At 58.1% G+C, this 24,743-nt stretch carries 23 protein-coding genes; 20 read left to right on the top strand and 3 right to left on the bottom strand.

Features of this window, described 5'->3' with window-relative positions:
* Positions 1 to 4: 4 nt before the first annotated feature.
* Positions 5 to 1,150, bottom strand: coding sequence for an efflux RND transporter periplasmic adaptor subunit (locus tag HY282_02845; protein MBI3802683.1), 1,146 nt, complete (start codon positions 1,148 to 1,150; stop codon positions 5 to 7).
* Between the two features lie 568 nt (positions 1,151 to 1,718).
* Here HY282_02845 and HY282_02850 point away from each other — a divergent pair.
* The 11 genes from HY282_02850 (at position 1,719) to HY282_02900 (ending at position 13,780) form a co-directional block, all read left to right on the top strand.
* Positions 1,719 to 2,990 carry a dicarboxylate/amino acid:cation symporter gene (locus HY282_02850; protein ID MBI3802684.1) on the top strand — a complete coding sequence of 424 codons (1,272 nt, stop codon included), beginning with the start codon at positions 1,719 to 1,721 and terminating at the stop codon, positions 2,988 to 2,990.
* 98 nt (positions 2,991 to 3,088) lie between these two features.
* Positions 3,089 to 3,757 carry a response regulator transcription factor gene (locus HY282_02855; protein MBI3802685.1) on the top strand — a complete coding sequence of 223 codons (669 nt, stop codon included), beginning with the start codon at positions 3,089 to 3,091 and terminating at the stop codon, positions 3,755 to 3,757.
* Entirely contained in the window at positions 3,741 to 5,180 is a 1,440-nt protein-coding gene (locus tag HY282_02860; GenBank protein ID MBI3802686.1) for a heavy metal sensor histidine kinase, read from the top strand. The genes HY282_02855 and HY282_02860 overlap by 17 nt, the downstream gene beginning before the upstream one ends.
* Positions 5,181 to 5,475: 295 nt before the next feature.
* Positions 5,476 to 6,489 (top strand): phosphate ABC transporter substrate-binding protein PstS, encoded by a 1,014-nt coding sequence (gene pstS / locus HY282_02865; protein ID MBI3802687.1) that lies wholly within the window; start codon positions 5,476 to 5,478, stop codon positions 6,487 to 6,489.
* 67 nt (positions 6,490 to 6,556) lie between these two features.
* Positions 6,557 to 7,441, top strand: a complete 885-nt coding sequence (gene pstC, locus HY282_02870) for a phosphate ABC transporter permease subunit PstC (GenBank protein MBI3802688.1) — start codon at positions 6,557 to 6,559, stop codon at positions 7,439 to 7,441.
* Between the two features lie 41 nt (positions 7,442 to 7,482).
* Positions 7,483 to 8,298 (top strand): phosphate ABC transporter permease PstA, encoded by an 816-nt coding sequence (gene pstA / locus HY282_02875; GenBank protein ID MBI3802689.1) that lies wholly within the window; start codon positions 7,483 to 7,485, stop codon positions 8,296 to 8,298.
* A complete protein-coding gene (pstB, locus tag HY282_02880) occupies positions 8,298 to 9,059 on the top strand; it encodes a phosphate ABC transporter ATP-binding protein (GenBank protein ID MBI3802690.1) in 762 nt (253 codons plus the stop codon). Before pstA ends, pstB begins: the two co-directional genes overlap by 1 nt.
* Positions 9,059 to 9,718 (top strand): phosphate signaling complex protein PhoU, encoded by a 660-nt coding sequence (gene phoU / locus HY282_02885; GenBank protein MBI3802691.1) that lies wholly within the window; start codon positions 9,059 to 9,061, stop codon positions 9,716 to 9,718. Before pstB ends, phoU begins: the two co-directional genes overlap by 1 nt.
* A 118-nt stretch (positions 9,719 to 9,836) precedes the next feature.
* The gene (locus tag HY282_02890; protein MBI3802692.1) at positions 9,837 to 11,120 is read left to right on the top strand and encodes a thiolase domain-containing protein; all 1,284 of its coding nucleotides are present in this window, start codon (positions 9,837 to 9,839) and stop codon (positions 11,118 to 11,120) included.
* A 663-nt stretch (positions 11,121 to 11,783) separates the two neighbouring features.
* Positions 11,784 to 12,878, top strand: a complete 1,095-nt coding sequence (locus HY282_02895; GenBank protein ID MBI3802693.1) for an AI-2E family transporter — start codon at positions 11,784 to 11,786, stop codon at positions 12,876 to 12,878.
* 89 nt (positions 12,879 to 12,967) lie between these two features.
* On the top strand, positions 12,968 to 13,780 hold the full coding sequence (locus HY282_02900) for a tetratricopeptide repeat protein (protein ID MBI3802694.1): 813 nt from the start codon (positions 12,968 to 12,970) through the stop codon (positions 13,778 to 13,780).
* A gap of 12 nt (positions 13,781 to 13,792) precedes the next feature.
* Here HY282_02900 and HY282_02905 read toward each other — a convergent pair whose 3' ends face one another.
* Both HY282_02905 and HY282_02910 read right to left on the bottom strand, forming a co-directional pair.
* On the bottom strand, positions 13,793 to 14,977 hold the full coding sequence (locus HY282_02905; protein MBI3802695.1) for an alpha/beta hydrolase: 1,185 nt from the start codon (positions 14,975 to 14,977) through the stop codon (positions 13,793 to 13,795).
* A 36-nt stretch (positions 14,978 to 15,013) separates the two neighbouring features.
* Positions 15,014 to 15,391, bottom strand: coding sequence for a hypothetical protein (locus HY282_02910; GenBank protein ID MBI3802696.1), 378 nt, complete (start codon positions 15,389 to 15,391; stop codon positions 15,014 to 15,016).
* Between the two features lie 145 nt (positions 15,392 to 15,536).
* Here HY282_02910 and HY282_02915 point away from each other — a divergent pair, with 145 nt between their 5' ends.
* From HY282_02915 to HY282_02955, 9 genes are all read left to right on the top strand, one after another.
* Entirely contained in the window at positions 15,537 to 16,538 is a 1,002-nt protein-coding gene (locus tag HY282_02915; GenBank protein ID MBI3802697.1) for a DUF1722 domain-containing protein, read from the top strand.
* Between the two features lie 415 nt (positions 16,539 to 16,953).
* A complete protein-coding gene (gene purT / locus HY282_02920) occupies positions 16,954 to 18,129 on the top strand; it encodes a formate-dependent phosphoribosylglycinamide formyltransferase (GenBank protein ID MBI3802698.1) in 1,176 nt (391 codons plus the stop codon).
* Entirely contained in the window at positions 18,126 to 18,845 is a 720-nt protein-coding gene (locus HY282_02925) for a phosphatase PAP2 family protein (GenBank protein ID MBI3802699.1), read from the top strand. Before purT ends, HY282_02925 begins: the two co-directional genes overlap by 4 nt.
* On the top strand, positions 18,842 to 20,542 hold the full coding sequence (locus tag HY282_02930; GenBank protein MBI3802700.1) for a glycosyltransferase family 39 protein: 1,701 nt from the start codon (positions 18,842 to 18,844) through the stop codon (positions 20,540 to 20,542). The genes HY282_02925 and HY282_02930 overlap by 4 nt, the downstream gene beginning before the upstream one ends.
* Positions 20,543 to 20,572: 30 nt before the next feature.
* Entirely contained in the window at positions 20,573 to 21,553 is a 981-nt protein-coding gene (locus tag HY282_02935; GenBank protein ID MBI3802701.1) for a glycosyltransferase family 2 protein, read from the top strand.
* A gap of 1 nt (position 21,554) precedes the next feature.
* A complete protein-coding gene (locus tag HY282_02940; GenBank protein ID MBI3802702.1) occupies positions 21,555 to 22,373 on the top strand; it encodes an SDR family oxidoreductase in 819 nt (272 codons plus the stop codon).
* A 12-nt stretch (positions 22,374 to 22,385) separates the two neighbouring features.
* A complete protein-coding gene (locus HY282_02945; protein MBI3802703.1) occupies positions 22,386 to 23,174 on the top strand; it encodes a methyltransferase domain-containing protein in 789 nt (262 codons plus the stop codon).
* Between the two features lie 501 nt (positions 23,175 to 23,675).
* On the top strand, positions 23,676 to 24,164 hold the full coding sequence (locus tag HY282_02950) for a Zn-ribbon domain-containing OB-fold protein (protein ID MBI3802704.1): 489 nt from the start codon (positions 23,676 to 23,678) through the stop codon (positions 24,162 to 24,164).
* A gap of 6 nt (positions 24,165 to 24,170) precedes the next feature.
* Entirely contained in the window at positions 24,171 to 24,734 is a 564-nt protein-coding gene (locus tag HY282_02955) for a hypothetical protein (protein MBI3802705.1), read from the top strand.
* The last annotated feature ends 9 nt before the right edge of the window (positions 24,735 to 24,743 follow it).

Here is a 24,743-nt window from a genome sequence, read left to right on the forward strand (position 1 = left end):
TTGATTATAAAGCCGTGGGAACCCCGAGCGGACGGGGCGCTGTCTCGGTCTCTTCGACGGGGGTGCCGGTGGTCACCAGATCCTGTCCGGAGAGGATGACGCGCTCACCGCCAGAGAGCCCCCGCGTCACTTCGAGGAAATCGCCCGCGTCATACCCGGTCGTGATCGGAATCCGCTTCGCCTTTCCGTCCTCCACGATAAAAATGGAAGCCCCGCTTTCTTGAACCTGGATCGCCTCCGCCGGAAGGAGAAGACTCTTGGGATGGCGGTCGACGACCAGGCTGACCCGTCCATACATTCCCGGCTTCAGTGCCAGATCGGGATTCGGGAGATCGATTTCCACCAGCAGTGTCCGCGAATTTGGATCAATCGCATGGGCGAACCGGGTAACCTCCCCCCGAAAGAGCCGTCCCGGAAAGGCGTCGACGGAGAACTCCGCCTTCTGATGGAGCCGGATGAGATGGGTCTCTTGCTCGGCGACATTTACTTGAATGCGGAGGGCATCGATCTTCATCAACGTCATGATCGGCGGGTTGCTGTTCGGCGCCACCATTGCGCCGGGATCGAGATAGCGCATGGTGATATAGCCGGAGAAGGGGGCGGTTAAAGTGGTGTACTGCAGTCGGACCTGTCTTCCGCGAAGATCGGCTTTTGCCTTCTCCCAATTGGTCCTCGCAACTTCAAAGGCGAGCTCGGCATTGTCGACATCCTGTTGAGACACAAAATCCTTTTTATGCATATCACGGTAGCGTTGCAGGTTCAGCTCCGCATTTTTATAGTTGGCCTCCGCTTGCCGAACCGCCTCCTCCGCATGCTTGACATTCTCGGCCTCCTCTGAAGGATTGATGGTCGCAAGAAGTTGGCCTTTCTTCACGAAGTCTCCCTTGTCGACATCAACCTGCATCAAAAAACCGCTCACCGCCGTTGGGAGAATATTGGCCTGGTAGACCGCCTGAATGTTCACCGGGTAGCGCAGCTTGATATCGAGATCTTGGATGATCGGCTTGATCACCTGGACGGAGACTTTGCGCAACCCCTTCTCCAGCTTTAAATGGGTGCCTGAAGAGGCCGATCTCTCATGAATGAGGAAGGTCATCCCGAGAATGAGGCCGACGGCCGCGACAATGTAAACAAACGATTTGATCTTCATTTATATCATCCACCTTGTGGGTCTGATTACAGAGCCACGGTTCAGCGCAAGCAGCCACGCCGGACGAGGCGCCGGAACATCCTTGTGATCAGCTGAAGGAAGGCATATACGATATTTTGGAAAACATACCGGAAGTAATTTTAACCGTCCCTCACTCTGTCCCTCTCCACTCGTGAGAAGGACCCAGTGAAGGAAGAAGAATCTTCAAAGAGGCAATAGGGCCCATGGGCGGAAGAGATCGGGCTTTCTGTAATCCCGTCTCTTTCTTTCTCCATGGGCTTTCCGAGAAGATACTTTTATATTCACCTCCCTGTTGGTTTTTGCCGTCCCGAACTTCTGTCCTGTCCGTTTGTTATTGTGAACGACCGCCAACCTCTAACCGAATAAAAATTTAACCTAATGCCCATTAGAAAACCGTTAAAAAGGGATTAAACTTATTTAATATTTCAGAGAGACCCACACATAATGCATCCACCCTTTGATCAGCCAATCAGGGTATAATTGCGCTGAAACGGATTCACGGCAATCCAGGGGGAGAAACGCTGTTGAACCGGAGGAGAGAGATGAAATGAGTCAGAACCGCTTTTATCGGTCCCTGTATTTTCAGGTAATCACCGCCATCCTCCTCGGCGTTCTCCTCGGACATTTTTATCCGGAGGCGGGCGCCGCCATGAAGCCGCTCGGAGAGGCTTTTATTAAACTGATTAAAATGCTCATTGCGCCGGTGATCTTCTGTACGGTCGTCCTGGGGATCTCCGGGATGGAGAACATGAAGACCGTCGGGAAAACCGGCGCGCTCGCCCTACTCTACTTCGAGCTCCTCAGCTCGGTCGCATTGGTCATCGGCCTGGTATTGGTAAATATCATTCAGCCGGGGGCCGGGATGAATGTCGATCCGGCCTCGCTCGACACCCAGGCGATTTCGGCTTACACCGCCCCCGGGAAAATCGAGAGCCTCTCCCAGTTTCTGCTGAATATTATCCCGGAGAGTGTGGTCGGCGCGTTGGCGAGGGGAGATATCTTGCAGACGCTCCTCTTTGCAATTCTCGCCGGGTTTGCCTTGCACCGATTGGGCGAGGGGGGCAAGCGGATCTTCAGGCTCATCGAGGAGAGCTCGCACCTGCTCTTCACGATCGTCGGCTACATCATGAAGCTCGCCCCGCTCGGGGCCTTCGGGGCGATGGCCTTTACCATCGGGAAGTACGGGGTCGGCTCGCTTGCCTCGCTCGCCAAGCTGATGGGAACCTTTTACGGCACCTGTCTGATCTTCATCTTCGGGGTGCTCGGCGCTGTCGCCCGCCTGCACGGCTTTCGCATCACACGGCTGATCGGCTATTTGAAGGAAGAGCTCTTTATCGTGTTGGGAACCTCCTCCTCCGAGTCGGTCCTCCCTCGGATGATGACGAAGCTCGAATCACTCGGCGTTCACAAGTCGGTCGTCGGACTGGTGATCCCCGCCGGCTATTCCTTTAATCTCGACGGCACGGCGATTTATCTGACGATGGCCGCCCTCTTTATCTCCCAGGCGACGAACACCCCGCTCGATCTCACCCACCAGCTGACGCTGCTGGGGGTGCTGTTGCTCACCTCCAAGGGAGCGGCGGGAGTGACCGGTAGCGGGTTTATTGTCCTGGCGGCAACCCTCTCTGCGGTCGGAGAGGTGCCGGTCGCCGGCTTGGCGCTGCTCCTCGGGATCGACCGCTTCATGTCGGAGGCGCGCGCGCTGACCAACCTAATCGGCAATGCGGTTGCCACCGTCGTGGTCGGCCGCTGGTGCAACGCGGTTGATCAGGACCGGGTGCAGGCAAACCTCAATCCCAAAACAACAGAAGGGAACTGAATCAATCTTCTGAGAGGGTCGTCCTCGAGAGGGGTCGATTCCCAGAGCCCGATCGGCGCTGATTTTATTAACTCTCGGAGTATGTTACAATCGCGCCCATGCGACTCTTGGTCGTTGAGGATGAAGAGAAGGTGGCCCGTTTTGTTCGACGTGTGCTCGAAAAAGAGCGCTATCAGGTCGACATCGCTCCGAACGGCCAGTCGGCCCTCGATCAAATTGACATCGTGCCCTACAATCTGGTCATCCTCGATTTAACGCTCCCTCAGAAAGGGGGACTGGAGGTTCTCCATCTCCTACGGCAGCAGGGAAACCAGGTTCCCATTCTCATCCTGACGGCGCGATCGGAGATCCGGACCCGGGTCAGGGGATTAGACCTCGGGGCGGATGATTATTTAGTCAAGCCCTTTGCCATAGTGGAGCTGCTTGCACGGGTTCGCGCGCTGTTGCGGCGGGGTGGGAGTGGACCGACCACCCTGCTTACGGCGGACGATTTGACCCTTCATTTGATCTCACACGAAGTTTATCGTGCCGATCAAAAGATCACCTTAACGAACAAGGAATATGCGCTCCTCGAATATTTTCTGAGAAACCCCGGCCGTGTCCTCAGCCGGTCGGAAATTTCAGAGCACGTCTGGAATATTCATTTCGATACCGCGACGAATGTCATCGACGTCCAGGTCAACTACCTCCGAAACAAAATAGACCATAATTTTAACCGTCCTTTGATTCACACGGTCCGGGGCATTGGTTATGTCCTTAAACCTTAACGCCTGGCGGCCAGCCTCGCGTCCCTCCTCTATTCGAAACCGCCTGGCCCTCTGGTATGGAGGCATCCTGGGGGGGGTCTTCTTATTTCTCGGAATTCTTCTTTATCTCAGACTCTCCCAAAATGCCTCCTCCGATTTTGATCTCTCCCTCCGTTTGACCGCCGATGCCCTCGCACGTCTTTCGTTGAAACAGTCCCAATCAACCGAGCCGTTCACGGCCGACGATTTCTTACAAGGAACCGATGATCCGGAGTTCTTCACGAACTTCTTCCGGTTCTATACCCCCCATGGGGAGATGGAAATTCGGTCGAAAAATCATCCAAAGCGAACGGTTCCATTGAGCGCCCCGTCGTTTGAGAACGCCCTTCATCAAAAACCAACGTTCGAAAGTTTTTCGTACCCCGGCCGTGACACCATCCGGGTGATGACCCGACCGGTCGTTACCCAAGGAAAGGTCCTCCATGTGCTCCAGGTCGGAGGATCGTTAAAACAGGTCGATGAGGTTTTGAGCCGGCTTCGCTTCATTCTTTTTCTGACCCTTCCAACGGCCCTGGTGGTCGCGTTAATCGGAGGGTGGTTTATTGCAGACCAGGCTTTGCGTCCGGTTCATGCGATGGCGCAGATCGCAAGGAAAATTACCGCGGGGGACCTCTCCAGACGGATTCCGATCCATCCTGGAGAGGACGAGCTGGCGCGCCTGGCCGAAACTTTTAATACCATGCTCGCCCAGTTGGAGGAGTCGATTCAACGGATCCGCCAATTCTCCGCCGACGCTTCCCACGAGCTTCGGACCCCGCTGACGATCTTAAAGGGGGAGGCGGAGCTGGCGCTGAGCGAAGATTATTCTAAAGACGAATATAAAGAAATGATCATTAGCTCCCTGGAAGAAATTGACCGGATCTCCCGAATCGTAGAAGATCTCTTTCTCCTCTCTAAGGCGGACCTGGAGGAGGCGCGGCTCGAGATGGGGCCGGTCTTATTGACCCCTCTCCTTCAGGAGACTGTCTCCCAAATGAAACTTCTTGCCGCGGACAGGGATCTTTCTCTGGAACTCGATTCAACCGATGAACCGCTTCTCTATGGCGACACCTATCGCCTGCGGGAGCTCTTTTCAAATCTGATCGAGAACGCCATTCGCTACACCGGCCCCACAGGGCGGATCACCGTATCGGTCTCGCGCAGGGAGAAACAGATCCTCATCAACATCTCAGATACCGGAATCGGAATCACCCCGGAAGACCTTCCCAAAATATTTGACCGCTTCTACCGTGCCGAATCTGCGCGCGCGCTCCACCCCAAAGGGAGCGGTCTGGGGCTGTCGATCTGTCGATGGATTGTCTTATCTCACCGGGGAGAAATTGCGGTGAAAAGCCTGCCGGGCCAAGGGACGACCTTCACCGTCCATTTTCCAATCCTGGCCTAAACGCGGACTCAAGCTTGAAATCAATAGACCCTCTCCCGGCGTCATTTAACAGCGAGTTAACATTGGCGTAATCAGCACGTGATCCAAATAAAATATCGTTCTATCGCAAGATCATAGAGACCCAGAAGGCTTTCTGGGGTGGACCCCGCAGGTGTCGATAAGCTACTGAAACTACTGGATTATAAAAATAGGTGAACGGCTTCTGTATCCAGTGAACGTCAAACCTGTTAACACGGATTTAACAACTTCGCAACGGAAGCGAAATAAAATCGATTTAACATTAACTGGGAGACTTATGTTAAAAAAAATAATTTTAAGCAGCTTGTTCCTGATCTCTTTCATCGCTCCAGTCTCGGCTGAATCCCTTCTGATCAACGGCGCCGGCGCCACCTTCCCCTATCCGATCTATTCGAAGTGGTTTGACGAATATGCCAAACTGCATCCCGATGTCCACTTCAATTACCAATCGATCGGCTCCGGCGGCGGCATTCGGCAGATCTCCGAGGGAACGGTCGATTTCGGCGCGACCGACGGTCCGATGAGCGATGAGCAGCTCCAAAAGACCAAGACCAAGATCCTCCACTTTCCGACCGTCCTCGGCGCGGTCGTCCCGACCTACAACATTCCGGACGTTCAATCCGATCTCAACTTAACCGCTCAGGCGCTGGCCGGCATTTTCCTCGGAAAAATCACGAAGTGGAACGATCCGGAGATCGCGAAGGCCAACCCCGGCGCCAAACTCCCGGACAAGCCGATCATCGTGGCCCATCGTTCGGACGGATCGGGGACGACCTATGTCTGGGTCGATTTTCTCGCCAAGGTCAGTCCCGAGTGGAAAGAGCGGGTCGGCGTCGGAACGGCGGTCAAATGGCCGGTCGGCCTCGGCGGAAAAGGGAATGAAGGGGTCACCGGGCTGGTCAAGCAGACACCGTATTCGATCGGCTATGTTGAGTTGATTTATGCCGAGCAGAACAAGCTCCCGTTTGGAAAGGTCCAGAATCAGTCGGGGGCTTTTGTGAAGGCCGACCTGGCGGGGGTCACCGCGGCGGCGGCTTCGGCCAAGATGCCGGAAGACTTTCGGGTCTCCATCACCAACCCTCCCGGAAAAGAGGCCTACCCGATCTCAAGCTTTACCTGGCTTCTGATCCCGGCGCAGATCTCCAACCCGGCCAAAGGGAAAGCGATTGTCGACTTCTTAAAATGGATGCTTCGCGACGGCCAGGCGATGGCGTCGCAGCTCACTTACGCGCCGCTTCCAAAGGAAGTGGTCACCATGGAAGATAAAGCAATTGGGCAGATCAAGTACTGATTCCTCGCTCCCCCTCATCTCCGATCGGTCCGGAGTCCATTGGGCCGATCGGATTTTTCGCGTCACGATGTTGCTCATCGCCCTCTCCGTTCTCCTGATTACGGCGGTCATCGCCTTCGAGCTCTACTGGCACTCCCGTTTGTCGATTGCGAAATTCGGCTGGGCGTTCCTCTGGCAATCCACCTGGGATCCGGTGGCGGAAGAGTTCGGCGCCCTTCCCTTTCTCTATGGCACCCTCGTCACATCGATTATTGGATTGTTGATCGCCATTCCGATCGGATTGGGGGTCGCCATCTTCCTCTCGGAGCTCGCCCCCCGCTGGCTCTCCGATCCGATCACCTTCCTGGTGGAGCTGCTCGCCGCCATTCCGAGCGTGATTTACGGTTTGATCGGAATCTTTGTCTTGGTTCCCTGGATTCGCAATGTGTTGGAGCCGATTTTGAGCGCCACCCTCGGCTTTCTCCCGATCTTTCAGGGGGCGCCGTACGGCGTCGGGATGCTGACGGCGGGAATCGTGCTGGCGATTATGGTGATCCCTTTTATCGTATCGGTCTCTCGAGAGGTCCTCATCGCGGTTCCCCGCTCGCAACGGGAGGCGATCCTCTCCTTGGGGGCAACCCGATGGGAGATGGTCTGGATCGCCATCCTTCCCTACGCCCGCTCCGGCATTCTCGGCTCGATCTTTTTGGCGTTGGCCCGGGCGCTCGGGGAGACGATGGCGGTGACGATGGTGATCGGCAACCGCCCCGAGATCAGCGCTTCGCTCTTCGAGCCGGGATATACGATGGCGTCGGTCATCGCCAATGAATTCACCGAGGCGACCTCCGATCTCTATGTCAGCGCCCTGGTCGAAATCGGGCTGGTTCTCTTCGCGGTGACGGTCGTCGTGAATGCGCTGGCCCGGTTGCTGATTTACAGCGTCTCCACAAAGAGAGGAGCGATCCGAACGTGAATGCCGCCACCCCGCTTTATCGCCGACTGACCAACATCGTGATGCTCTCCCTGACCGGTCTGTTTACCCTCTTGACCCTCGGCGTTCTCTTCTTTATCCTCGGATATATCACCTATCACGGGATCACGGCACTCGATTGGGACTTCTTTACGAAGCTGCCGAAACCGGTCGGTGAGACGGGGGGCGGAATGGCCAATGCGATTGTCGGAACGATCAAGCTGCTGGGGCTGGCGAGCCTGATCGGCGTTCCGATCGGCTTCTTCGGCGGGGTCTATCTCTCGGAATATGGAAAGGAGACGACCCTCGGCTTTCTCGTCCGTTTCTCCACCGACCTTCTCAACGGCTTTCCCTCGATCGTCATGGGCATTTTTGCTTATATTCTGATCGTTCTTCCGATGAAACACTTCTCCGCCCTGGCCGGGGGATTCGCCCTCGGGATCATGATGATTCCGATCGCGCTCCGTAGCACCGAAGAGTTTTTGACTTTGGTCCCCGCCTCGATCCGGGAGGCGGCGCTCGCGCTGGGACTGCCGGAGTGGAAGGTGATCACCTTCGTCGTGATCCCGACCGCCTTTCGAGGAATTCTGACCGGGGTGATGCTCGATATCGCGCGGGTGGCGGGGGAGACCGCCCCGCTCCTCTTCACCGCCTTCAGCAACCGCTTCTGGGCCAAGGGGCTGATGGAGCCGACCGCGAGCCTGCCGGTGATGATCTACACCTATGCCATCGCCCCGTATGAAGACTGGCATCGCCAAGCGTGGGCCGCCGGGATGGTCCTCTTGATGCTCGTGCTCGTCGCCAATCTGGTTGCGCGGCTCGTCCTGCACCGTCGATTCTTTCAATCTGGGGCATCTTGATGAGCAAACCGATCTTTGAAATCAGTCAACTCCACGCCTGGTTCGGCGAGGTCCATGTCCTGAAAGGGATCAACCTCTCGATTGCGCCACGGGAGGTCACCGCCCTGATCGGCCCCTCCGGCTGCGGAAAATCGACCTTTATCCGCTGCCTGAATCGATTGCACGAGGTCATTCCCGGCGCGCGCCTCTCCGGAAGCATTCTCCTCGATGGGGGGACGATTTATGGACCGGGGATCGATGCGGCGATGATCCGGCGGCGGGTCGGAATGGTCTTTCAAAAGCCGAATCCCTTCCCGACGATGTCGGTTTTCGACAACGTGGCGGCGGGATTAAAATTGGGCGGCGTCCGCCGCCGCGACGTTCTCGAGGAGCGGGTGGAGCGGGCGCTGAAACAGGCGGCCCTTTGGGACGAGGTCAAAGATGCCTTGCACAAATCGGGAATGAGCCTGTCCGGCGGCCAACAGCAGCGGCTCTGCATCGCCCGCGCCTTGGCCGTCGATCCGGAAGTCCTTCTGCTCGACGAGCCGACCTCGGCGCTCGACCCGATCGCCACCGGCCGGATTGAGGAGCTGTTGCGGGAATTGAGAGAGAGCTATACAATTGTAATTGTCACACACAACATGCAGCAGGCGGCCCGAATCTCCGACAAAACCGGATTTTTCTTGCTCGGAGAGCTGGTCGAATTCGATGTCACCTCAAAGATGTTTACGAATCCGAAAGATTCGCGGACGGAAGATTATATCACCGGGAGATTTGGATAATGGCGCACCGCCATTTTGAAGAAGAGCTGACACGACTGAAGGAGCGCATCCTGAAGATGGGGGCGCTGGTTGAAACGCAGATCGCCGCCTCCATTAAAGCGCTGGTGGAGCGCGACACCGCATTGGCGAAGCAGACGATCCAGAACGACCATCTGGTCAACGCGATGGATGTCGAGGTCGATGAAGAGTGCATCCGGCTCCTCGCCCTCTATCAGCCGGCGGCCCGCGACCTCCGCTTTATCACGACCGCCATGAAAATCACGACCGACCTGGAGCGGATGAGCGATCTGGCGGAAGATATCTGCGAGCGATCGATCGAGCTCGCCGAAGAGCCGCTCCTCAAGCCCTATATCGACCTGCCGCGAATGGCGGAAGCGGCCCAGAAGATGGTCCGGGAGACGCTCGATGCATTCGTCAACAAAGACGCCGCACTCGCTCGAAAAGTCTGCGCCGAAGATGAATTCATCGACGACCTTACCCAGCAGATCTTCCGGGAGCTTCTCTCCTACATGTCGGAAGACCCTGCCACGATCACCCGCGCCATCCGGATCAGCTTCATCTCCAAATACATCGAACGGATCGGCGATCACGCCACGAACATCGCCGAAATGGTCGTCTACCTGGTCGAAGGAAAAATCATCCGACATACAAAAGTGTGACGCTGCGGCCGATCGACTCGGATCTTCACTCCGAAATCCGCAATCTTGACAGCGTCCCCCTCCTCCGCTACGATTGATCTCGACCCTTTTCCTCCCACCCCCAGCTGAGAGGTATCCGATGCGCCCCGTCTACATGATCACCGGCGGAATCACCAAATTCAAAAAAGCCAACCCTGAAAAAGATTTCCGCTACATGGTCAAAGAGGCGTTCGACTATGCCCTCGCCGATCTCCCCAAATTGAAATTGGAGATGATCGACGGCGCCGTCGGCTCCTACTTCTCCGATCATTTCACCCGGCAGCTAAAAGCGGCCAGCATGGTCCAAGACTACCTCGGCCTCTGTCCCAAGCCGTCGAAACGGATCGAGGGAGGCGGCGCCACCGGCGGCCTCTGCTTCCAGAGCGCCTGGGAGGCGGTCGCATCGGGCCGGATGAACATTTGTCTGGCGTTCGGCTTCGAGACGATGTCGCGGGTCAACACCTGGAAGGGGAACGAGTTCATCGCGCTCGCCTCGGACACGAATTTTGATTTTCCGGTCGGCGGCTTCTACACCGGCTATTATGCGATGATGGTCCGGCGCCACATGCATGAGTTCGGGACGACGCCGGAGCAGCTCGCGATGGTGTCGATCAAGAATCACGCCAACGCCCTCTACAATCCCTATGCCCAGCGTCCGGGAAAATTGACGGTAGAAGATGTCCGGAATTCCGAAATGGTCGCGACCCCGCTGACGATGCTCGACATCTGCACCATGTCGGACGGCGCCGCGGTCGCTTTCCTCGCCTCGGAAGAGGTCGCCATGAAGCTCTGTCCCCATCCGGTGAAAATCACCGGGGTCGGCTCCGGCAGCGACGCGATGCGGATGGCCGACCGCCCCCACGGAAAGGTGCTTCTCCTGCCGCACGAGAAAGCGAGCGACTACCGAAACCTCAAATACCCCGGCGTCCACTCTTTCCGAGGCGGCCGGGCGGCGGCGAAGCAGGCGTATGAAATGGCGGGGGTCCAAAACCCGATCGACGATTTCGACTTCATCGAGCTGCACGACGCCTATACCTCGTCGGAAATTCAGACCTACGAAGACCTCGGCCTGTGCAAATACGGCGAGGGGGGGACCTTCGTCGAGGAGGGAAATCCGTTCATGCCGGGAATCGACTACGGCCTCCCCTTACCGAAACAGGGACGCCTCCCGGTGAACCCCAGCGGCGGGCTGCTGGCCTGCGGCCACCCGGTCGGCGCCACCGGCCTCATGCAGGCGGTCTTCGCCTTCTGGCAACTCCAAGGAACGATCAAAAAACACCTCGGCGTCGGAAAACTCCAGATCAAAAACCCAAAGCGCGGCCTGATCCACAGCCACGCCGGCACCGGCACCTACATTACGGTAAGCATCCTAGAGCAGCCGTAAGCGGATTCTTTTTATACCGCCTCCCTCTTTTGTTACGCTACAGCTGCATTGCACAGGCACTATATTACGAATGAGTGTCGTAAGCGCCTGCGCGACATGGCGTCCCGTGCCCGCCACTCTGCTGCGTTTTTGATCAAACGCTCCATCGACCTTTACAGGGCGCCTGTCTGAGGCGCAGTCCGCACTGCTTTGTGCGGTCGCGCCGAGTTCGGCCGCAGGGGGGCCAGGGGGTTCCACCCCCGGCGTCTGGGGAAGCCGGAGGGGGCGCGACGAGGCGCCCCCACGGTGGGGCTTGGGGCGAAGCCCCATTCCATCGCCCTGAATTCAACTTGATACTTCCCTTCCCGTCCATGGGCATCTCCCCCCGATTGCGCACTCGATTTAATTTTTTTTATAATAGATAAATAATCCAACAGACAACCCTTATCCCCGAACGCCAATGATCTTCCCTGAAGACGAAAAACCAGATCTAAGCGGTCTCCACCCCGCCGTCTTCATCGTCGCCATGGTCGGAATCATGGTTCTCCTCATTGTCGGACTCTTGCAGCTCGGATAACCGACACCGCACGATGAAGTGTCTCTGCCTCTCCTTTGGAACGGTCGCATCGAGACCGCCATTTCGGATATGATAGTGGTATATTCCCTGAAAGAAGGAGAGCAGCGATGAGAGCGGTCCGCCGCGTCAAAACGGAAAAAAAAGAGCTGCCTCCGTCGACCCGATCAAATACCGATCTTTTCGCAAGAAAGACGCTTGTCGCCGTCGGGATCACCGCGGCAGTCGTCATTTTATTATTGCTGATCGGCGCCGCGGCCGACGTCCTCCTTCTTATTTTTGCCGGCATTCTTTTGGCGGTGCTCCTTCGGAGTCTGAGCGATTGGATCGCCTCCCATACGCCGCTCTCTGCCGGTTGGTCGCTGGCAGCAGTCCTCTTTCTTCTGCTCGGGCTGTTCGGATTGTGCGGCTGGTCGCTCGCCCCCGACATCTCCCAACAGTTTGACCAGCTGATCCAAAACATCCCGCAGATGGTGGCGCAGCTCAACCGCCGTCTCATGCAATCTCAATGGGGACAGCAGCTTCTGGCGCAAACACCCAAGGCCGCCGAGCAGCTGGCGAAACCGGCCGGCCTCCTGTCAGGACTGGCCGCTCTTTTTTCAAGCACCTTTGGACTTCTGGCCAACGTCGTCATCGTCTTCTTTATTGGACTCTACCTGGCGATCGATCCGGCCACTTATCGAAACGGGGTCGTCCGGCTCTTTCCGCTTCATCGGCGGGAGCGGATCGCCGGGGTCATCGATCAGATCGGCGAGACCCTCCGGTGGTGGATGATCGCCCGGATGGTTGCGATGATCGTCATCGGCGTCCTGACCACCCTCGGGCTCTGGTTCCTCGACATTCAACCGGCGCTGGCGCTCGGAATCGTGGCGGGCATCCTCAACTTCGTCCCCTACATCGGCCCCCTCCTTTCGGCCGTCCCGGTCCTGCTGATCACCCTCGGACAAGACCCGACCCAGCTGCCTTATGCCCTCCTCCTCTATATCGCGGTTCAATCGATCGACAACCATTTCGTCACCCCGATGGTCGAACGAAAGGCGGTCAACCTCCCGCCGGTGCTCACCGTCACCGTGCAGCTGATCCTCGGCGTTTTCGTCGGCGCCCTCGGCGTGATGTTCGCCTCTCCGCTGACCGCCAGTTTATTGGTCGCGATCAAAATGCTTTATGTCGAGGATACCCTTGGCGATCGGATCGAGGAGGCTTAGTTCAAAGGAACCGTCCCCTTCATTGTCAGGCGAGCACCGGTCTGGTATAGTTTCTTACGGACCCCTTCGAGACAAACCTTCAAAACGATATGAATCGGAAGACAACCTGGGATTTTATCGCTCTTCTCCTGGCGCTGGTCGGCGGCCTCTACGGCACGCTGCGGCTCTTCTCCGGAGCGGTCCAGACGGAGACGTTCGTTCTCCTCGCCCTCGCCTGGACTTTTTTAGCGTCGATTTACTTTAGAGAAACCGCGCCGCAAAAAAATCCCACCCGTAAAATCGTTTTCCTCAGCCTCCTCCTTCTCCCAATCCTTATTGTGAGCGGCTTCGTCCGATCGGGCCGCCCCTCAATCGACCGCCGACCGGTCGGCACGCCGATCAGCTCCCTCGAAGGGGAAGTCGACGATTTCAGAGAAGCGTTGAAGCGCGAGCCGCTTTCGGCGATCACCTGGTATTCCCTCGGCGACGCTTATCGAAAGCGGCAGGAGGACGAGGCAGCGATCGCCAGCTATGGAAATGCCATCGCGCTGAAAGAAGATTTTGCCGAGGCATATAATCGGCGCGGGATGATCTATGTCGAAAAGAAGGGAGAGGTTCGAAAAGGAATCGACGATTTCGATCGGGCGATCCAACACAACACCAACTATGCGGAGGCTTATTACAACCGAGGGAACGCCTTCGTTCTCATCGATGATCCTGATCGCGCCATCCTCGATTACAGCCGTGCTCTTGATTTAAAACCGAACTACGCCGAGGCCTACGCCAGCCGCAGCCTTGCTTATATGGGCAAAGGGGACAAAGAGGCCGCCCTCTCCGATTATCAGAAAGCGCTCAAGCTCGCCACCGATCCCTCACTCCGAAAAGAGATCATGAAAGGGCTCCATGACGCCATGACAATGTAAGCCGCGCCTCGCTTACTTCGTCACCGCCGCCAAGAAACGCTCGATCGCATAGGCGCTGATCTGCCCGCACGGGCCGTTGAAGTGCGCATCACACGCATGGGTCGCCCAGGGGAGCGAGAGGAGAAGCGCGGGACGCCCCACTTCTTCGAGGCGGGCCGCCAACCGCTCGCTCTGAACCGGGGAGACGAGCTCATCGCGCCCGCCGTGGATCAACAGGGTCGGCGGGGTCGGCGGGCCGACGAAGCGGATCGGTGAAGCGGCGTCATACGCGGTCGGCCGGCGGACCGGCGGGCCGCCGAGATACCCTTCCAGGAGCCCGCGCGAGTCGATCACCCATCGGTTCCCCGGATGCGCATAGCTGTACTGAAGATCGGCCGGTGCATAAAACGCGACCACCCCGCGGACCATCCCCGGCTCGGCGGTGTAGGCGACGAGGAGCGCCAACTCCCCGCCGGCCGACCGGCCGAGGAGGACGAGCCGCTCCGGATCGACTCCGAGCTCGCCGGCGTTCGCTTTGAGATAAGCAATCGCCCCCTTCACGTCATCGTATGCGGCGGGAAAAGGGGCGCGGGGGGCGAGGCGATAATCGATCGAAGCGACCAGATATCCCCGTGCAGCAAGGTAGCGGTTGAGTTGGGGAAGCTCGCTCCGGTCGCCGCTCCGCCAGCCACCTCCATGAACGATCAGAACGACCGGGGCCGGCGCTTGTGAGAGGCGCGGGAGGTAGAGATCGATTCCGAGCGTCTGGCCGGCAACCGTCTTATAGCTTCGTTGCACCTCCCGGACCTCGGGTGAAGCGATCCCCCGAAAGAGGTCGAGCGGATTCAGTGGGGCCGGCCGCGGCGCCGCCCCGACGACAAAACGAGGCGCCGCTTCTCCGAAGGCCGCGGTGAGGCGCGACGGAAGCGAAGCGGCCACCGGAAAGGCGCGGAGCAGCGGGCTGATCAGCAAGAGGGTGGTCAGGAGGCCGAGGAGCGCGGCGATCCGTCCGGCGAGGGAGGCGCGCCCGCCGGGCAGAAACAGAAAGAGCGGCAGCGGCGCGAAGAGGTATCCCCATTCGGTGACACCGATCGCCACCATCCAGAGCAGAGTGGTGGGGGCGGGGAAAAATGCCAGCAGAGAGACCGCCAGCCCAAGCCCCCCGGCAGCGAGCCGAAGCCGGCTGTTCGGCGCGCGTCCGGGTCGGTTCCGATCCATGACCATGTCCGTCTGACTTTCTGAGTGTAATGCTTATTAGAACGGAACGTGGAGGAGGTCGGCCGAGAGACACGGCTGCACCCCTTTTCCGACCGGCTCGGCCTCAAACCGGAGGGTCGGGAGCTGAACGGTGAGATGTCCGTTATCGATTTCGGCGAAGGCCCGCGATGCTTTCCCTATTCCATAGAGGGTCCCGGCGATGACGCCAGCCCCCGCGCCGACCGCAATGTCCTTCAGATGATCGCTCGGATGTTTCGTGAAAGCCATGACAGCGGCCCCGACCAGCGCCCCTGCCAGCCCACCGTAGAAGCCGTCGGTGAAGACCTGCTTTGCCGTATCGTCCGCGTGAGCCGATGGCGGGACAATTTCAAGCAGCAGTAAGAACAAAACGGCCAGGCCAATCGTCTTTTTCATCGCTTTCCCCTGAAACGGTGCCGACCTGATGCTCGGCCTTCCAAACGGCGCGATGGTACACCAGCCGAACCGAGAATGCAACTCCGGCGGCATCCTTTAGTCCCGGCCTTGACAATTAAATGGCATCGCAGGCAACATACCCTTCATGCAAGAAGCCTCCGTCATCGACCGCACCCGCAAACCGATCGTCGTCGTCAGCCGATGCCTTGAGTTTGCCCCTTGTCGATACAATGGCGCGATGATTGCCGATCGGTTCGTGAAGCAGCTGGAGCCGCATGTCACTTTCGTTCCGATCTGCCCGGAGCTGGAGATCGGCCTCGGCGTCCCCCGCGACCCGGTTCGGGTCGTCTCGGAGCACGGGATGCTTCGTCTGCTGCAGCCGTCCACCGGCCGAGATCTGTCCGATCGGATGCGCCATTTCTCCAATCGGTTTCTCTCCTCCATCGATCAGGTCGACGGGTTCATTTTAAAAAACCGCTCCCCCTCTTGCGGGATCAAAGATGTGAAGCACTTCCCCAAGCACGAGGCCCATGCGCCGAGCGGTAAGGGGGCCGGCTTCTTTGCAGCGGCGGTGCTCGAACAATTTCCCGGCCTCGCAATCGAAGATGAAGGGCGACTGAACAACCCCAAACTCAGAGACCACTTCCTGACGAAGCTCTTTACCCTCGCCCGGTTTCGCGCGGCGAGAGAGATTGGAACGGCGGAAGCGCTGATCCGCTTCCACGCAACCCACAAACTTCTGTTGATGGCTTATTATCAAAAAGAGATGCGCCTCCTCGGACAGATCGTCGCCAACCCGGAGAAGGAGGCTCCCGCCGCCCTCTTCAACAGATACGCCCCTGCTCTGCAACAGGCCCTCTCCCGTCCGCCCCGAGCCTCCTCCCACATCAATACGCTGATGCACGCATTCGGCTACTTCTCAGAGACCCTCTCCAAAAAAGAAAAAGCTTTCTTCCTGAAGCGACTCGACGCCTACCGCGCAGGACACCTCCCGCTGAGCGCCCCCTCCAGCATCCTCCGCGCCTGGGTGGTCCGCTTCCAAACCACCTACCTCCAAGACCAACGCTATTTCGAGCCCTATCCCGAATCGCTGAACCTCACCGAAGAGGAGACCCTCAAACCGAAGAAGAAGCGGATTGTCTCCTAATTATCTAAATTAAAATTGTATCCTTATATAAATGAATGCCTAGTGTGGATCTGCTTTTCTACAATCAGACATTCCATCCACTACATTAGGTCAGCCGATGCAGCAGTCCGTCGCTGTACTGTGCGCGGTCGCTGTAGCGTCTGACCGTGGGGATCCAAGGGGGCTTGTCCCCCTGGTGTCCCTTGGGAAGCCGAAGGGGGTTGGGCAAGCAACCCCCGCGGTGGGGCGTGGGGTGAAACCCCGCTCCATCTTCTTAATCTTCTGCCTCCTCTTACTAAAAGAGAGGAAGTAACAAGGCTCGCGAACCAACTTCACCCGTTCATTACGACCTCACCCAAACGCAAAATCCCCTTGACCCTCCCCTATAAACCGGCTATCCTCTCGCCAATTACTATATTTATAATAGCGGACGGAGATCCCGATGCTCGGCACCCCCCTTTCTAAAAACGCGTTCCGCCTGATGCTCCTCGGCGCAGGAGAGTTGGGAAAAGAGGTGGCGATTGAAGCGCAGCGGCTCGGCGTGGAGGTCATCGCGGTCGATCGCTATTCGAATGCCCCCGCGATGCAGGTGGCGCATCGGAATTATGTCATCGACATGCTCGACCCGCGGGCGCTCGACAACGTGATCTACCGGGAGTGGCCCGACCTGATCGTCCCCGAGATTGAGGCGATCGCCACCGATTATCTGGCCGAGGTGGAGAAAAACTTCACCGTCATCCCGACCGCCCGCGCCACCCGGCTGACGATGAATCGGGAGGGGATCCGCCGGCTGGCGGCGGAGGAGCTCAAGCTCCCGACGAGCCGATTCTACTTTATCGACCGGCCGGAGCAATTGAAAGAAGCGGCGGCGACGCTCGGCTATCCCTGTGTCATGAAGCCGATCATGTCTTCCTCCGGAAAAGGACAGTCGGTCGTCCGCTCCGAGAAGGATCTCCCGGCGGCATGGGAATATGCGATGACCGCCGGCCGGGCGAAAGGGGCCCGGATCATCCTCGAAGCGTTTATCGATTTTGATTATGAGATCACCTTGCTGACCGTCCGCGCCGTGAATGGAACGGTCTTCTGCCCGCCGATCGGACACATTCAGATCGACGGCGATTACCGCCAGTCGTGGCAGCCCCACCCGATGTCGGAGGCCGCCCTGAACAAAGCCAAAACGATCGCCCGAACGGTAACGGAAAACCTCGGTGGCCGGGGGATCTTCGGCGTCGAGCTCTTCGTCAAAGGGGAGGAGGTCTATTTCTCCGAGGTCTCCCCCCGGCCCCACGACACCGGGCTCGTCACCTTGATCAGCCAAGATCTCTCCGAGTTCGCCCTGCATGTCCGGGCGATCCTCGGCTTTCCGGTCCATCCCCCGGTAATCCAGACCCCCGGCGCCTCCGCCGTCCTCCTCGCGGAAAAAGAAGCGATCGCCCCCTCGTACGAGATCGGCCCCGCCCTGCTGGAGCCGGGGATTCAGATCCGGCTCTTCGGAAAACCCGACTGCCGAAAAAACCGGCGGCTCGGGGTCGTCCTCGCCCCCGGCAAAGACCCCTTCGAGGCGCGCGATCTGGCAATGAAGGCGGCCGGCCTCGTCAAAATCAGCTATTGAGTCGTCCCTCGCTCACCCTCCCGAAAAAAGGGTTGATCACTCCCCGCCGCTTTGCTATTAATAGAAGCGCATTCATCACCCCGACATGGAGGTTCTTCATCCTGATCTTTTGGCCTATTCTCGCCATCCTCTTTTTTCTCGACAGCCGGATTCGTGACGGAATTCAACAGCTCAAAGATCCGACCGGATATCAAATAATGCGGTGTATCAGCTACATCGGGGCGGGGGAGATCCTCTTTGTCGTCAGCCTCCTCGTTCTGATCGTCGGCCTGATCAAACGGCAGGAGCGAACGCAGGAGGCCGGCCGATACGGCATGTACGCCACCGCGTTCGCCGGGCTGTTGGGCCAGATCATCAAACACCTCCTCGGCCGGCCCCGGCCCCGTTTGGCGGCGGTTACAACCTTTCCGGTCGGCCCGACCTTCGCCTCCGGATACGACTCGTTTCCCTCCGGCCATGCCACCGCCTCCTTCGCCCTCGCGCTCGTCTTGTCGCACTACTACCCGCGCGGGAAATTCTTTTTTTATGCGGTGGCGGCATTGATTTCGTTCTCCCGGGTCTACCTCGGCTCTCACTATGCCTCCGATGTTTTCGGCGGGGCCGGGATCGGGCTCCTCTCCGCCTCGCTGATCTTTCAATGGCGGGAGGCGATTCATTTTAAAGAGACACAAATCAGGCAGTCGGTGCGGAACCAGCTGCGCGGAGGGGCACGATGATGGCGGCTTCCCCGGCTCCCCGATTCCTCTCCAACCGAAACGCGGCGGTCGGATTGCTTCTGGTCACCACTTTTCTCTTTTTCTTCAAGCTCGGCTCGATCTATCTCTTCGACGTCGACGAAGCGGTCTTCTCGGAAGCGACGCGGGAGATGGTCGAAACCGGCGACTGGATCACCCCGCATTACAACGAGGTCAACCGCTACGACAAGCCGATCCTCTTTTATTGGATGATGGCCCTCTCCTATCGGCTCTTCGGAATCAACGAATTCGGCGCCCGGTTCGCCTCGGCGGCGATGGGGGTGGCGCTGGTCTGGATGACCTACCGGTTCGTCTCTGCCCATCGCGGCGCGCGGGCCGGGTGGGTCTCCGGATTTATTTTGGCGACGTCGCTCGAGATGATCGGACTGGCCCACTCCGCCATCACCGACATGACCCTGACCTTCTTCGTCTCCCTCGCCCTCTTCGGCTTCTTCCAGGGGTATGCGGCGACCGATCCGGGCCCGAAGCGGTGGGGCTATTGGGGATGTTTTGTCGGGATGGCGCTCGCCATGTTGACCAAAGGATTGATCGGAATCGTTTTTCCGGGGGCGATTATCTTATTGTTCATCCTCCTCACCGGACGGCTGCCGATCGTTCTGAAGGAAGCGCGTCCCGTTTCGGGAACGTTGCTCTTCATGGCGGTGGCGCTTCCTTGGTATCTACTGGAATTTTCGGTGAACGGCCTCGAGTTTTTTCAGGCCTTCTTCATCAAGCACCATCTGACCCGCTATACGGAGGTTGTCTCGGGACACCGCGGCCCGTTCTACTATTTCATCCTCGTCATCCTGATCGGCTTTTTCCCCTGGAGCGCTTTTTTCCCGGCCGCCCTCTTTCACGCGGTTCCCAAAAATCTAAAAGCCTTTAGAGCGCAATCGCCTGACCGGCAGCTTCCCCTCTTTACCCTGCTTTGGTTTGCGATTATTTTTATCTTCTTCTCCGCCTCCAAAACGAAATTGCCGAACTACATCGCCACCCTCTTTCCGGCGATGGCCGTTTTGGTCGGGCTCTGGTGGGAAGAGCAGCAGGTGTCGGATCGGTGGCTGAAACGGAGCGCTTTTTTTTTGGCGGCGATCGGCTTTTTGTTGGGAACCGGATTGATGGTCGCGCCGACGTTCGTCATGAAAGCCCAGGCGCAGCTCCCCCCCTCTCCGTTTCTCGATGTCCTCCCCGAACTCACCGCGCCGCTTAAAATCGTCGCGGCGGTCCTTTTTCTCGGGATGCTCACCGCGGCCTATTTTTTAAGGTCCTTTCAGAAAGAGCGCGCTTTTGCTACAATGGTCGCGACGATCGTTTTGTTCACGGCGACGTTGTTGGCGCTGGTCGTTCCACCGGTGGCGGAGGTGGTCCAAGGACCGCTCCACGATTATGCGACGCAGGCGGGAGAGCAGCTTCGGGGCAACGAGAAGTTGGTCGTCTATGGGTTGAACAAGCCGAGCGTCGTCTTTTATGCGCGGCATTCGATCGTCCCCTTCATCCGCCATGAGCCGGAGAGTTTCGAGGCGCTGAAAAAGATTCTGGCGGCCCCGGAGCGGAGTTTCATCATCACCAAAAGCAAGCTGGTCTCCGAGCTTCAGAAGGAGCCGTCCTTCGTTCTCTTGGATCAGCGGGGCGCCTATGCCTTCGGCTCCAACCGGCCGCTCTCCCCGCCGCCGACCTAACCGGATCGTTTCACAGGATTGTTAGACAGGATGGCTTCAATGGATCAGGAAAATCTAAAAGAAGAAGCGGTGCCGAACCTCTCGGTCGTCGTGCCCCTTTTCAACGAGCGGGAGAGCATCCGGCCGTTGACGGAGGCGATCGTCAAATCGCTCTCCAAAATCGGCGAGCCGTTTGAGGTGATTTACGTCGACGACGGGAGCACCGACGGCAGCGACGCCGTCCTCCGCGAGATCTGCCTCCACTACCCGAGGGTCAAGGCGATCCGCTTCCGCCGCAACTTCGGTCAGACGGCGGCGATGTCGGCCGGGTTCGATCACGCGCAGGGGACGATCATCATCGCGATGGACGGCGATCTGCAGAACGATCCGGAAGATGTCCCCAAGCTGCTCAAGAAGATGGCGGAAGGGTATGATATCGTCAACGGCTGGCGGCGGGACCGGCAGGATAAAAAGTTTACCAAGGTCCTCCCCTCCAAAATCGCCAACTGGCTGATCGGCCGGACCACCGGGGTGAAGCTGCACGACTACGGCTGCTCGCTCAAAGCCTATCGCGCCGATGTGATTAAGAACGTCCCCCTCTACGGCGAGCTCCACCGGTTCATCCCGGCGCTCGCCAGCATCTACGGGGCCCAGATCACCGAGATTCCAGTTAACCATCATTCGCGGAAGTACGGCCGGAGCAAATACACCCTCTCGAAGACCTCGCGCGTCTTGATCGACCTGATCCTCGTTCTCTTCCTCAAAACTTTCTCCCATCGCCCTTTTCAGCTCTTCGGGATGTTCGGGCTCCTCCTCTTCACCGCCGGCTTTGCGATCGACGGGCTGCTGGCGGTGGAGAAGATCGTCTGGGGAGCCCAGCTCGCAAACCGTCCCCTCCTCCTCTTCGGAACGGTCCTCATCTTGGCCGGTCTTCAGATCTTCAGCCTCGGGATTCTGGCGGAGATTCAAATCCGGACCTACTACGAGTCTCAGAAGAAGCCGATCTACAGCATCAAGGAGATCATTCAGTAAAGTGCGCCTTCAGGGTCAGGTCGCGTTGATCACCGGGGGAAGTCGCGGGATCGGCTATGCCGTCGCGGAAGCTTATCTTCGTGAAGGGGCGCGCGTCGCAATCTGCGGGCGGGATGCGGGGCGGCTCAAAGAAGCGGCGGTACGACTCGCCGAAATCGGGGAGGTGTTGTCGGTCGTCTGCGACGTCTCGGAGATCACCTCCGTCAAATCGATGGTCGGCGCGGTGGTGTCGCGGTTTGGACGGATCGACATCCTCATCAACAACGCCGGGATCAGCATGACCTACGGCCGCGTCGGCGACATCGATCCGCGCCGCTGGGCTTACGTGATCTCCGTCAATCTGGTCGGCACCTTCAACTGCTGTCACGCGGTGATCCCGCAGATGCTCCAACAGGGGAAAGGAAAGATCTTCAACCTCAAAGGCTACGGCGCCGACTTCCCCTCCCCGCGCGTCACCGCGTATGGCGCGACCAAGGCGGCGCTCGTCGCCTTCACCCGCTCGCTCGCCCGCGAGTACAAAGGGACGGGGATCACCGCCAACATCTTCTCTCCCGGGATGGTGAAGACCGATCTTTTGATGAGCGGCGAGGCGACCGAAGAAGGACGCCCTTATCGGGAAAAGATCGGCTGGTTCATCGATATGATGGCAAATCCGGTGGCGGTGCCGGCGGCGCTGGCAGTGAAGATGGCCTCGCCGGAAAACGACCGGGTCACCGGAAAAACGTTTCAGGTGATGACGAAGGGAAAATTCCTGCTCCGGCTGTTGAAGTATGGGCTGACGCGGCGGTGGAAGGGTGAGAAAAAGGCTGAAGATAAATAAGCAGAGCGCTGGATGAAGGACGATAAAACCAACCCGAAATGGAATCCGACCCTGTACGACGACAAGCACTCTTTCGTCTGGAAGTTCGGGGCCGAACTGATCGATCTCCTCGCCCCGCAGCCGGAAGAGCGAATCCTCGACATCGGCTGCGGGACGGGACACCTGACCGCCCGGATCGCTGCGCTCGGCGCGGAGATGGTCGGGATCGATGCCTCTGCCGAGATGATTGCCCAGGCGCGGAAAAGCTATCCTGCTCTCCGGCTTGAAGTCCAGGATGCGAGAGAGTTCCGATTCAGCGAACCGTTCGACGCCGTCTTCTCCAACGCCGCCCTTCACTGGATCAAAGCGCCGGAGCGGGTGATCGCCTGCATTGCACGCGCGCTCAAACCGGGCGGGCGGTTTGTGGCGGAGTTGGGTGGCAAGGGGAATATTGAGCGGATCGTCGGTGCAATGAGAGAAGCATTCAAAGCGGCCGGTTCTCCGCTGAAAGAAGAAATGATTCCATGGTACTTCCCGAGCATCGGCGAATACGCCACCTTGCTCGAAAAAAATGGTCTGGAGGTCACCGATGCCTCTCTCTTTGAGCGTCCGACCCCGCTCGAGGGGGGAGAAGCCGGCCTGCGCGACTGGATCGATACTTTCGCTGGAAGTCTCCTCCAGCAGGTTCCCCCCGACCGACGTGCCGCCGTCATCCAAACGATGGAAGACGTCCTTCGCCCCATACTATTCCAACTCGGTATCTGGCAGGCCGACTACAAGCGGCTTCGTTTGAAGGCGATCAAGAAGGAAGCATCCGGATGATTTCATATCAAGTCGAAAGGGATTGGTTGATCAGATGAAGCGCCGCCAACAAGAGAAGAGGGTCTTTCTTCTCTCAGTCTATTATCCCATCTCGCTTCTAGAAGGTTGACAGGCCTGGCGCATTCAACTTGCACATGAATTCCTGGCCATGAGGTCCGCACTGTCGTTCAACAAAGATGGACCGGTCTAAAAAACGGTGACTTACTACGCCGCGCAAAAAAACGAAGGATTCGAAGTATTCATCACAGCGGATCAAGACCTCGAATATCAGGAGAATCTCGCCCATTCTGGTCTCGGCATCATTGTTGTTAAAGCGACCAGAAATCGGATGAAGGAACTGAAGCCACTCGTCCCATCTGTCCTGCAAGCGTTATCGTCAATCCAGTCGGGAGAAGGTGTGCGAGTCAGTGCCTGACCACCATCTCCAGCCTTGCACAAAGATTAAATCCAAAGTAAACTAATTTCTATCAACCACGCCGCCCCCCCCTTATTGGAGACGTCATGGCAAAAAAAACCCGTCTTCCCGAGACCGATGAAGGGACCGTCCTCTACAAGATCGATCCGATTATCTTAAAGTGGCACTATGAAATCGACTATATTCATTCTTACGCCCAAGACTCCCCTTTCTTCGCCGGGCTGACGAAGGGAAAGCTCCTCGGAAGCGCCTGCACGAAGTGCAAAACCAAATACGCCACCCCCCGCGCGCACTGCATGGAATGCGGCGCGCCGACCGCCTGGATTGAGCTGCCGCTCGAGGGGAAGGTTCACACCTTCACCACCTGCTACTTCGGCGGCGAAGCCTTCTTAAAGGAGACGCCGTTCACCTTGATCCTCGTGGAGTTTCGCGGCGTCGACACCCTCTTTCTCTCGCGGCTGGCTGGGGTAGCGCCCGATCAGGCGGAGATCGGAATGCCGGTGCAGGCGCAATTCCTGCGGAACAGCAAGTTCAAGGCAACCGATGTCTATTTCGTTCCGAAGGAAGAAAAGTAAACCAAGATGGACAAGATCAGCGACATTGCGACCGACATTCTCACCCGGCTCAGGGGCTGGGATAAAAAGAAGATCGCCCAAGAAAGCAGAGAAGTCGGCCGCGCTCTGGTGAGACAGCTTTTTAACCAGATTCCGGGCGCCAGCGCCGTCGCCGCCCTCCTCGTCGGCGGCTGGGTCGCCTCCACCTTCACCACCTCTCCGATTTATGCCACCCTCGCCTCTTGGGGATTCATGAAGGGGGGAACCCGGGTCGTCAGCAGCGGCACGTATCGCTTTCTCTCGGTTTTTCTCCCCCTCATTGCGGCCGGGGCCACCGCCTATTCGGTTCAGAAGCTGCTGAAATATTTTCGCGAAAAAGAGATGGAGCGAAATAAGGTGCTCGTAGCGCAACTGGGAGGGGACCTCCAGGCGGCCCTGCAGGCCAAGCTGGACCTTCTAGAAAGAGCAAGAGAGGCCGGCCTCTTGTCCGAGAATGAATATTTCACCAAGAAGGCCAATCTCTATCAGAGCTACTCCCGAAAACTTCCCGAAAAAATTCGAGAGCTCCTCATCAACAAGCTGGCAGGATAATCGACCGAT

The organism is Candidatus Manganitrophaceae bacterium (assembly GCA_016200325.1).
GTDB lineage: Bacteria > Nitrospirota > Nitrospiria > SBBL01 > Manganitrophaceae > Manganitrophus.

Excerpts from the sequence above, each read along its gene's own strand:
- HY282_02955 (MBI3802705.1), top strand. The coding sequence starts at position 24,171 with ATGGACAAGATCAGCGACATTGCGACCGACATTCTCACCCGGCTCAGG.
- pstC (MBI3802688.1), top strand. The coding sequence starts at position 6,557 with ATGTTGCTCATCGCCCTCTCCGTTCTCCTGATTACGGCGGTCATCGCC.
- pstB (MBI3802690.1), top strand. The coding sequence starts at position 8,298 with ATGAGCAAACCGATCTTTGAAATCAGTCAACTCCACGCCTGGTTCGGC.
- HY282_02930 (MBI3802700.1), top strand. The coding sequence starts at position 18,842 with ATGATGGCGGCTTCCCCGGCTCCCCGATTCCTCTCCAACCGAAACGCG.
- phoU (MBI3802691.1), top strand. The coding sequence starts at position 9,059 with ATGGCGCACCGCCATTTTGAAGAAGAGCTGACACGACTGAAGGAGCGC.
- HY282_02915 (MBI3802697.1), top strand. The coding sequence starts at position 15,537 with ATGCAAGAAGCCTCCGTCATCGACCGCACCCGCAAACCGATCGTCGTC.
- HY282_02890 (MBI3802692.1), top strand. The coding sequence starts at position 9,837 with ATGCGCCCCGTCTACATGATCACCGGCGGAATCACCAAATTCAAAAAA.
- HY282_02860 (MBI3802686.1), top strand. The coding sequence starts at position 3,741 with ATGTCCTTAAACCTTAACGCCTGGCGGCCAGCCTCGCGTCCCTCCTCT.
- HY282_02845 (MBI3802683.1), bottom strand. The coding sequence starts at position 1,150 with ATGAAGATCAAATCGTTTGTTTACATTGTCGCGGCCGTCGGCCTCATT.
- HY282_02855 (MBI3802685.1), top strand. The coding sequence starts at position 3,089 with ATGCGACTCTTGGTCGTTGAGGATGAAGAGAAGGTGGCCCGTTTTGTT.
- HY282_02950 (MBI3802704.1), top strand. The coding sequence starts at position 23,676 with ATGGCAAAAAAAACCCGTCTTCCCGAGACCGATGAAGGGACCGTCCTC.
- HY282_02895 (MBI3802693.1), top strand. The coding sequence starts at position 11,784 with ATGAGAGCGGTCCGCCGCGTCAAAACGGAAAAAAAAGAGCTGCCTCCG.
- pstS (MBI3802687.1), top strand. The coding sequence starts at position 5,476 with ATGTTAAAAAAAATAATTTTAAGCAGCTTGTTCCTGATCTCTTTCATC.
- HY282_02900 (MBI3802694.1), top strand. The coding sequence starts at position 12,968 with ATGAATCGGAAGACAACCTGGGATTTTATCGCTCTTCTCCTGGCGCTG.
- HY282_02945 (MBI3802703.1), top strand. The coding sequence starts at position 22,386 with ATGAAGGACGATAAAACCAACCCGAAATGGAATCCGACCCTGTACGAC.
- HY282_02850 (MBI3802684.1), top strand. The coding sequence starts at position 1,719 with ATGAGTCAGAACCGCTTTTATCGGTCCCTGTATTTTCAGGTAATCACC.
- HY282_02935 (MBI3802701.1), top strand. The coding sequence starts at position 20,573 with ATGGCTTCAATGGATCAGGAAAATCTAAAAGAAGAAGCGGTGCCGAAC.
- HY282_02905 (MBI3802695.1), bottom strand. The coding sequence starts at position 14,977 with ATGGATCGGAACCGACCCGGACGCGCGCCGAACAGCCGGCTTCGGCTC.
- pstA (MBI3802689.1), top strand. The coding sequence starts at position 7,483 with ATGCTCTCCCTGACCGGTCTGTTTACCCTCTTGACCCTCGGCGTTCTC.
- HY282_02910 (MBI3802696.1), bottom strand. The coding sequence starts at position 15,391 with ATGAAAAAGACGATTGGCCTGGCCGTTTTGTTCTTACTGCTGCTTGAA.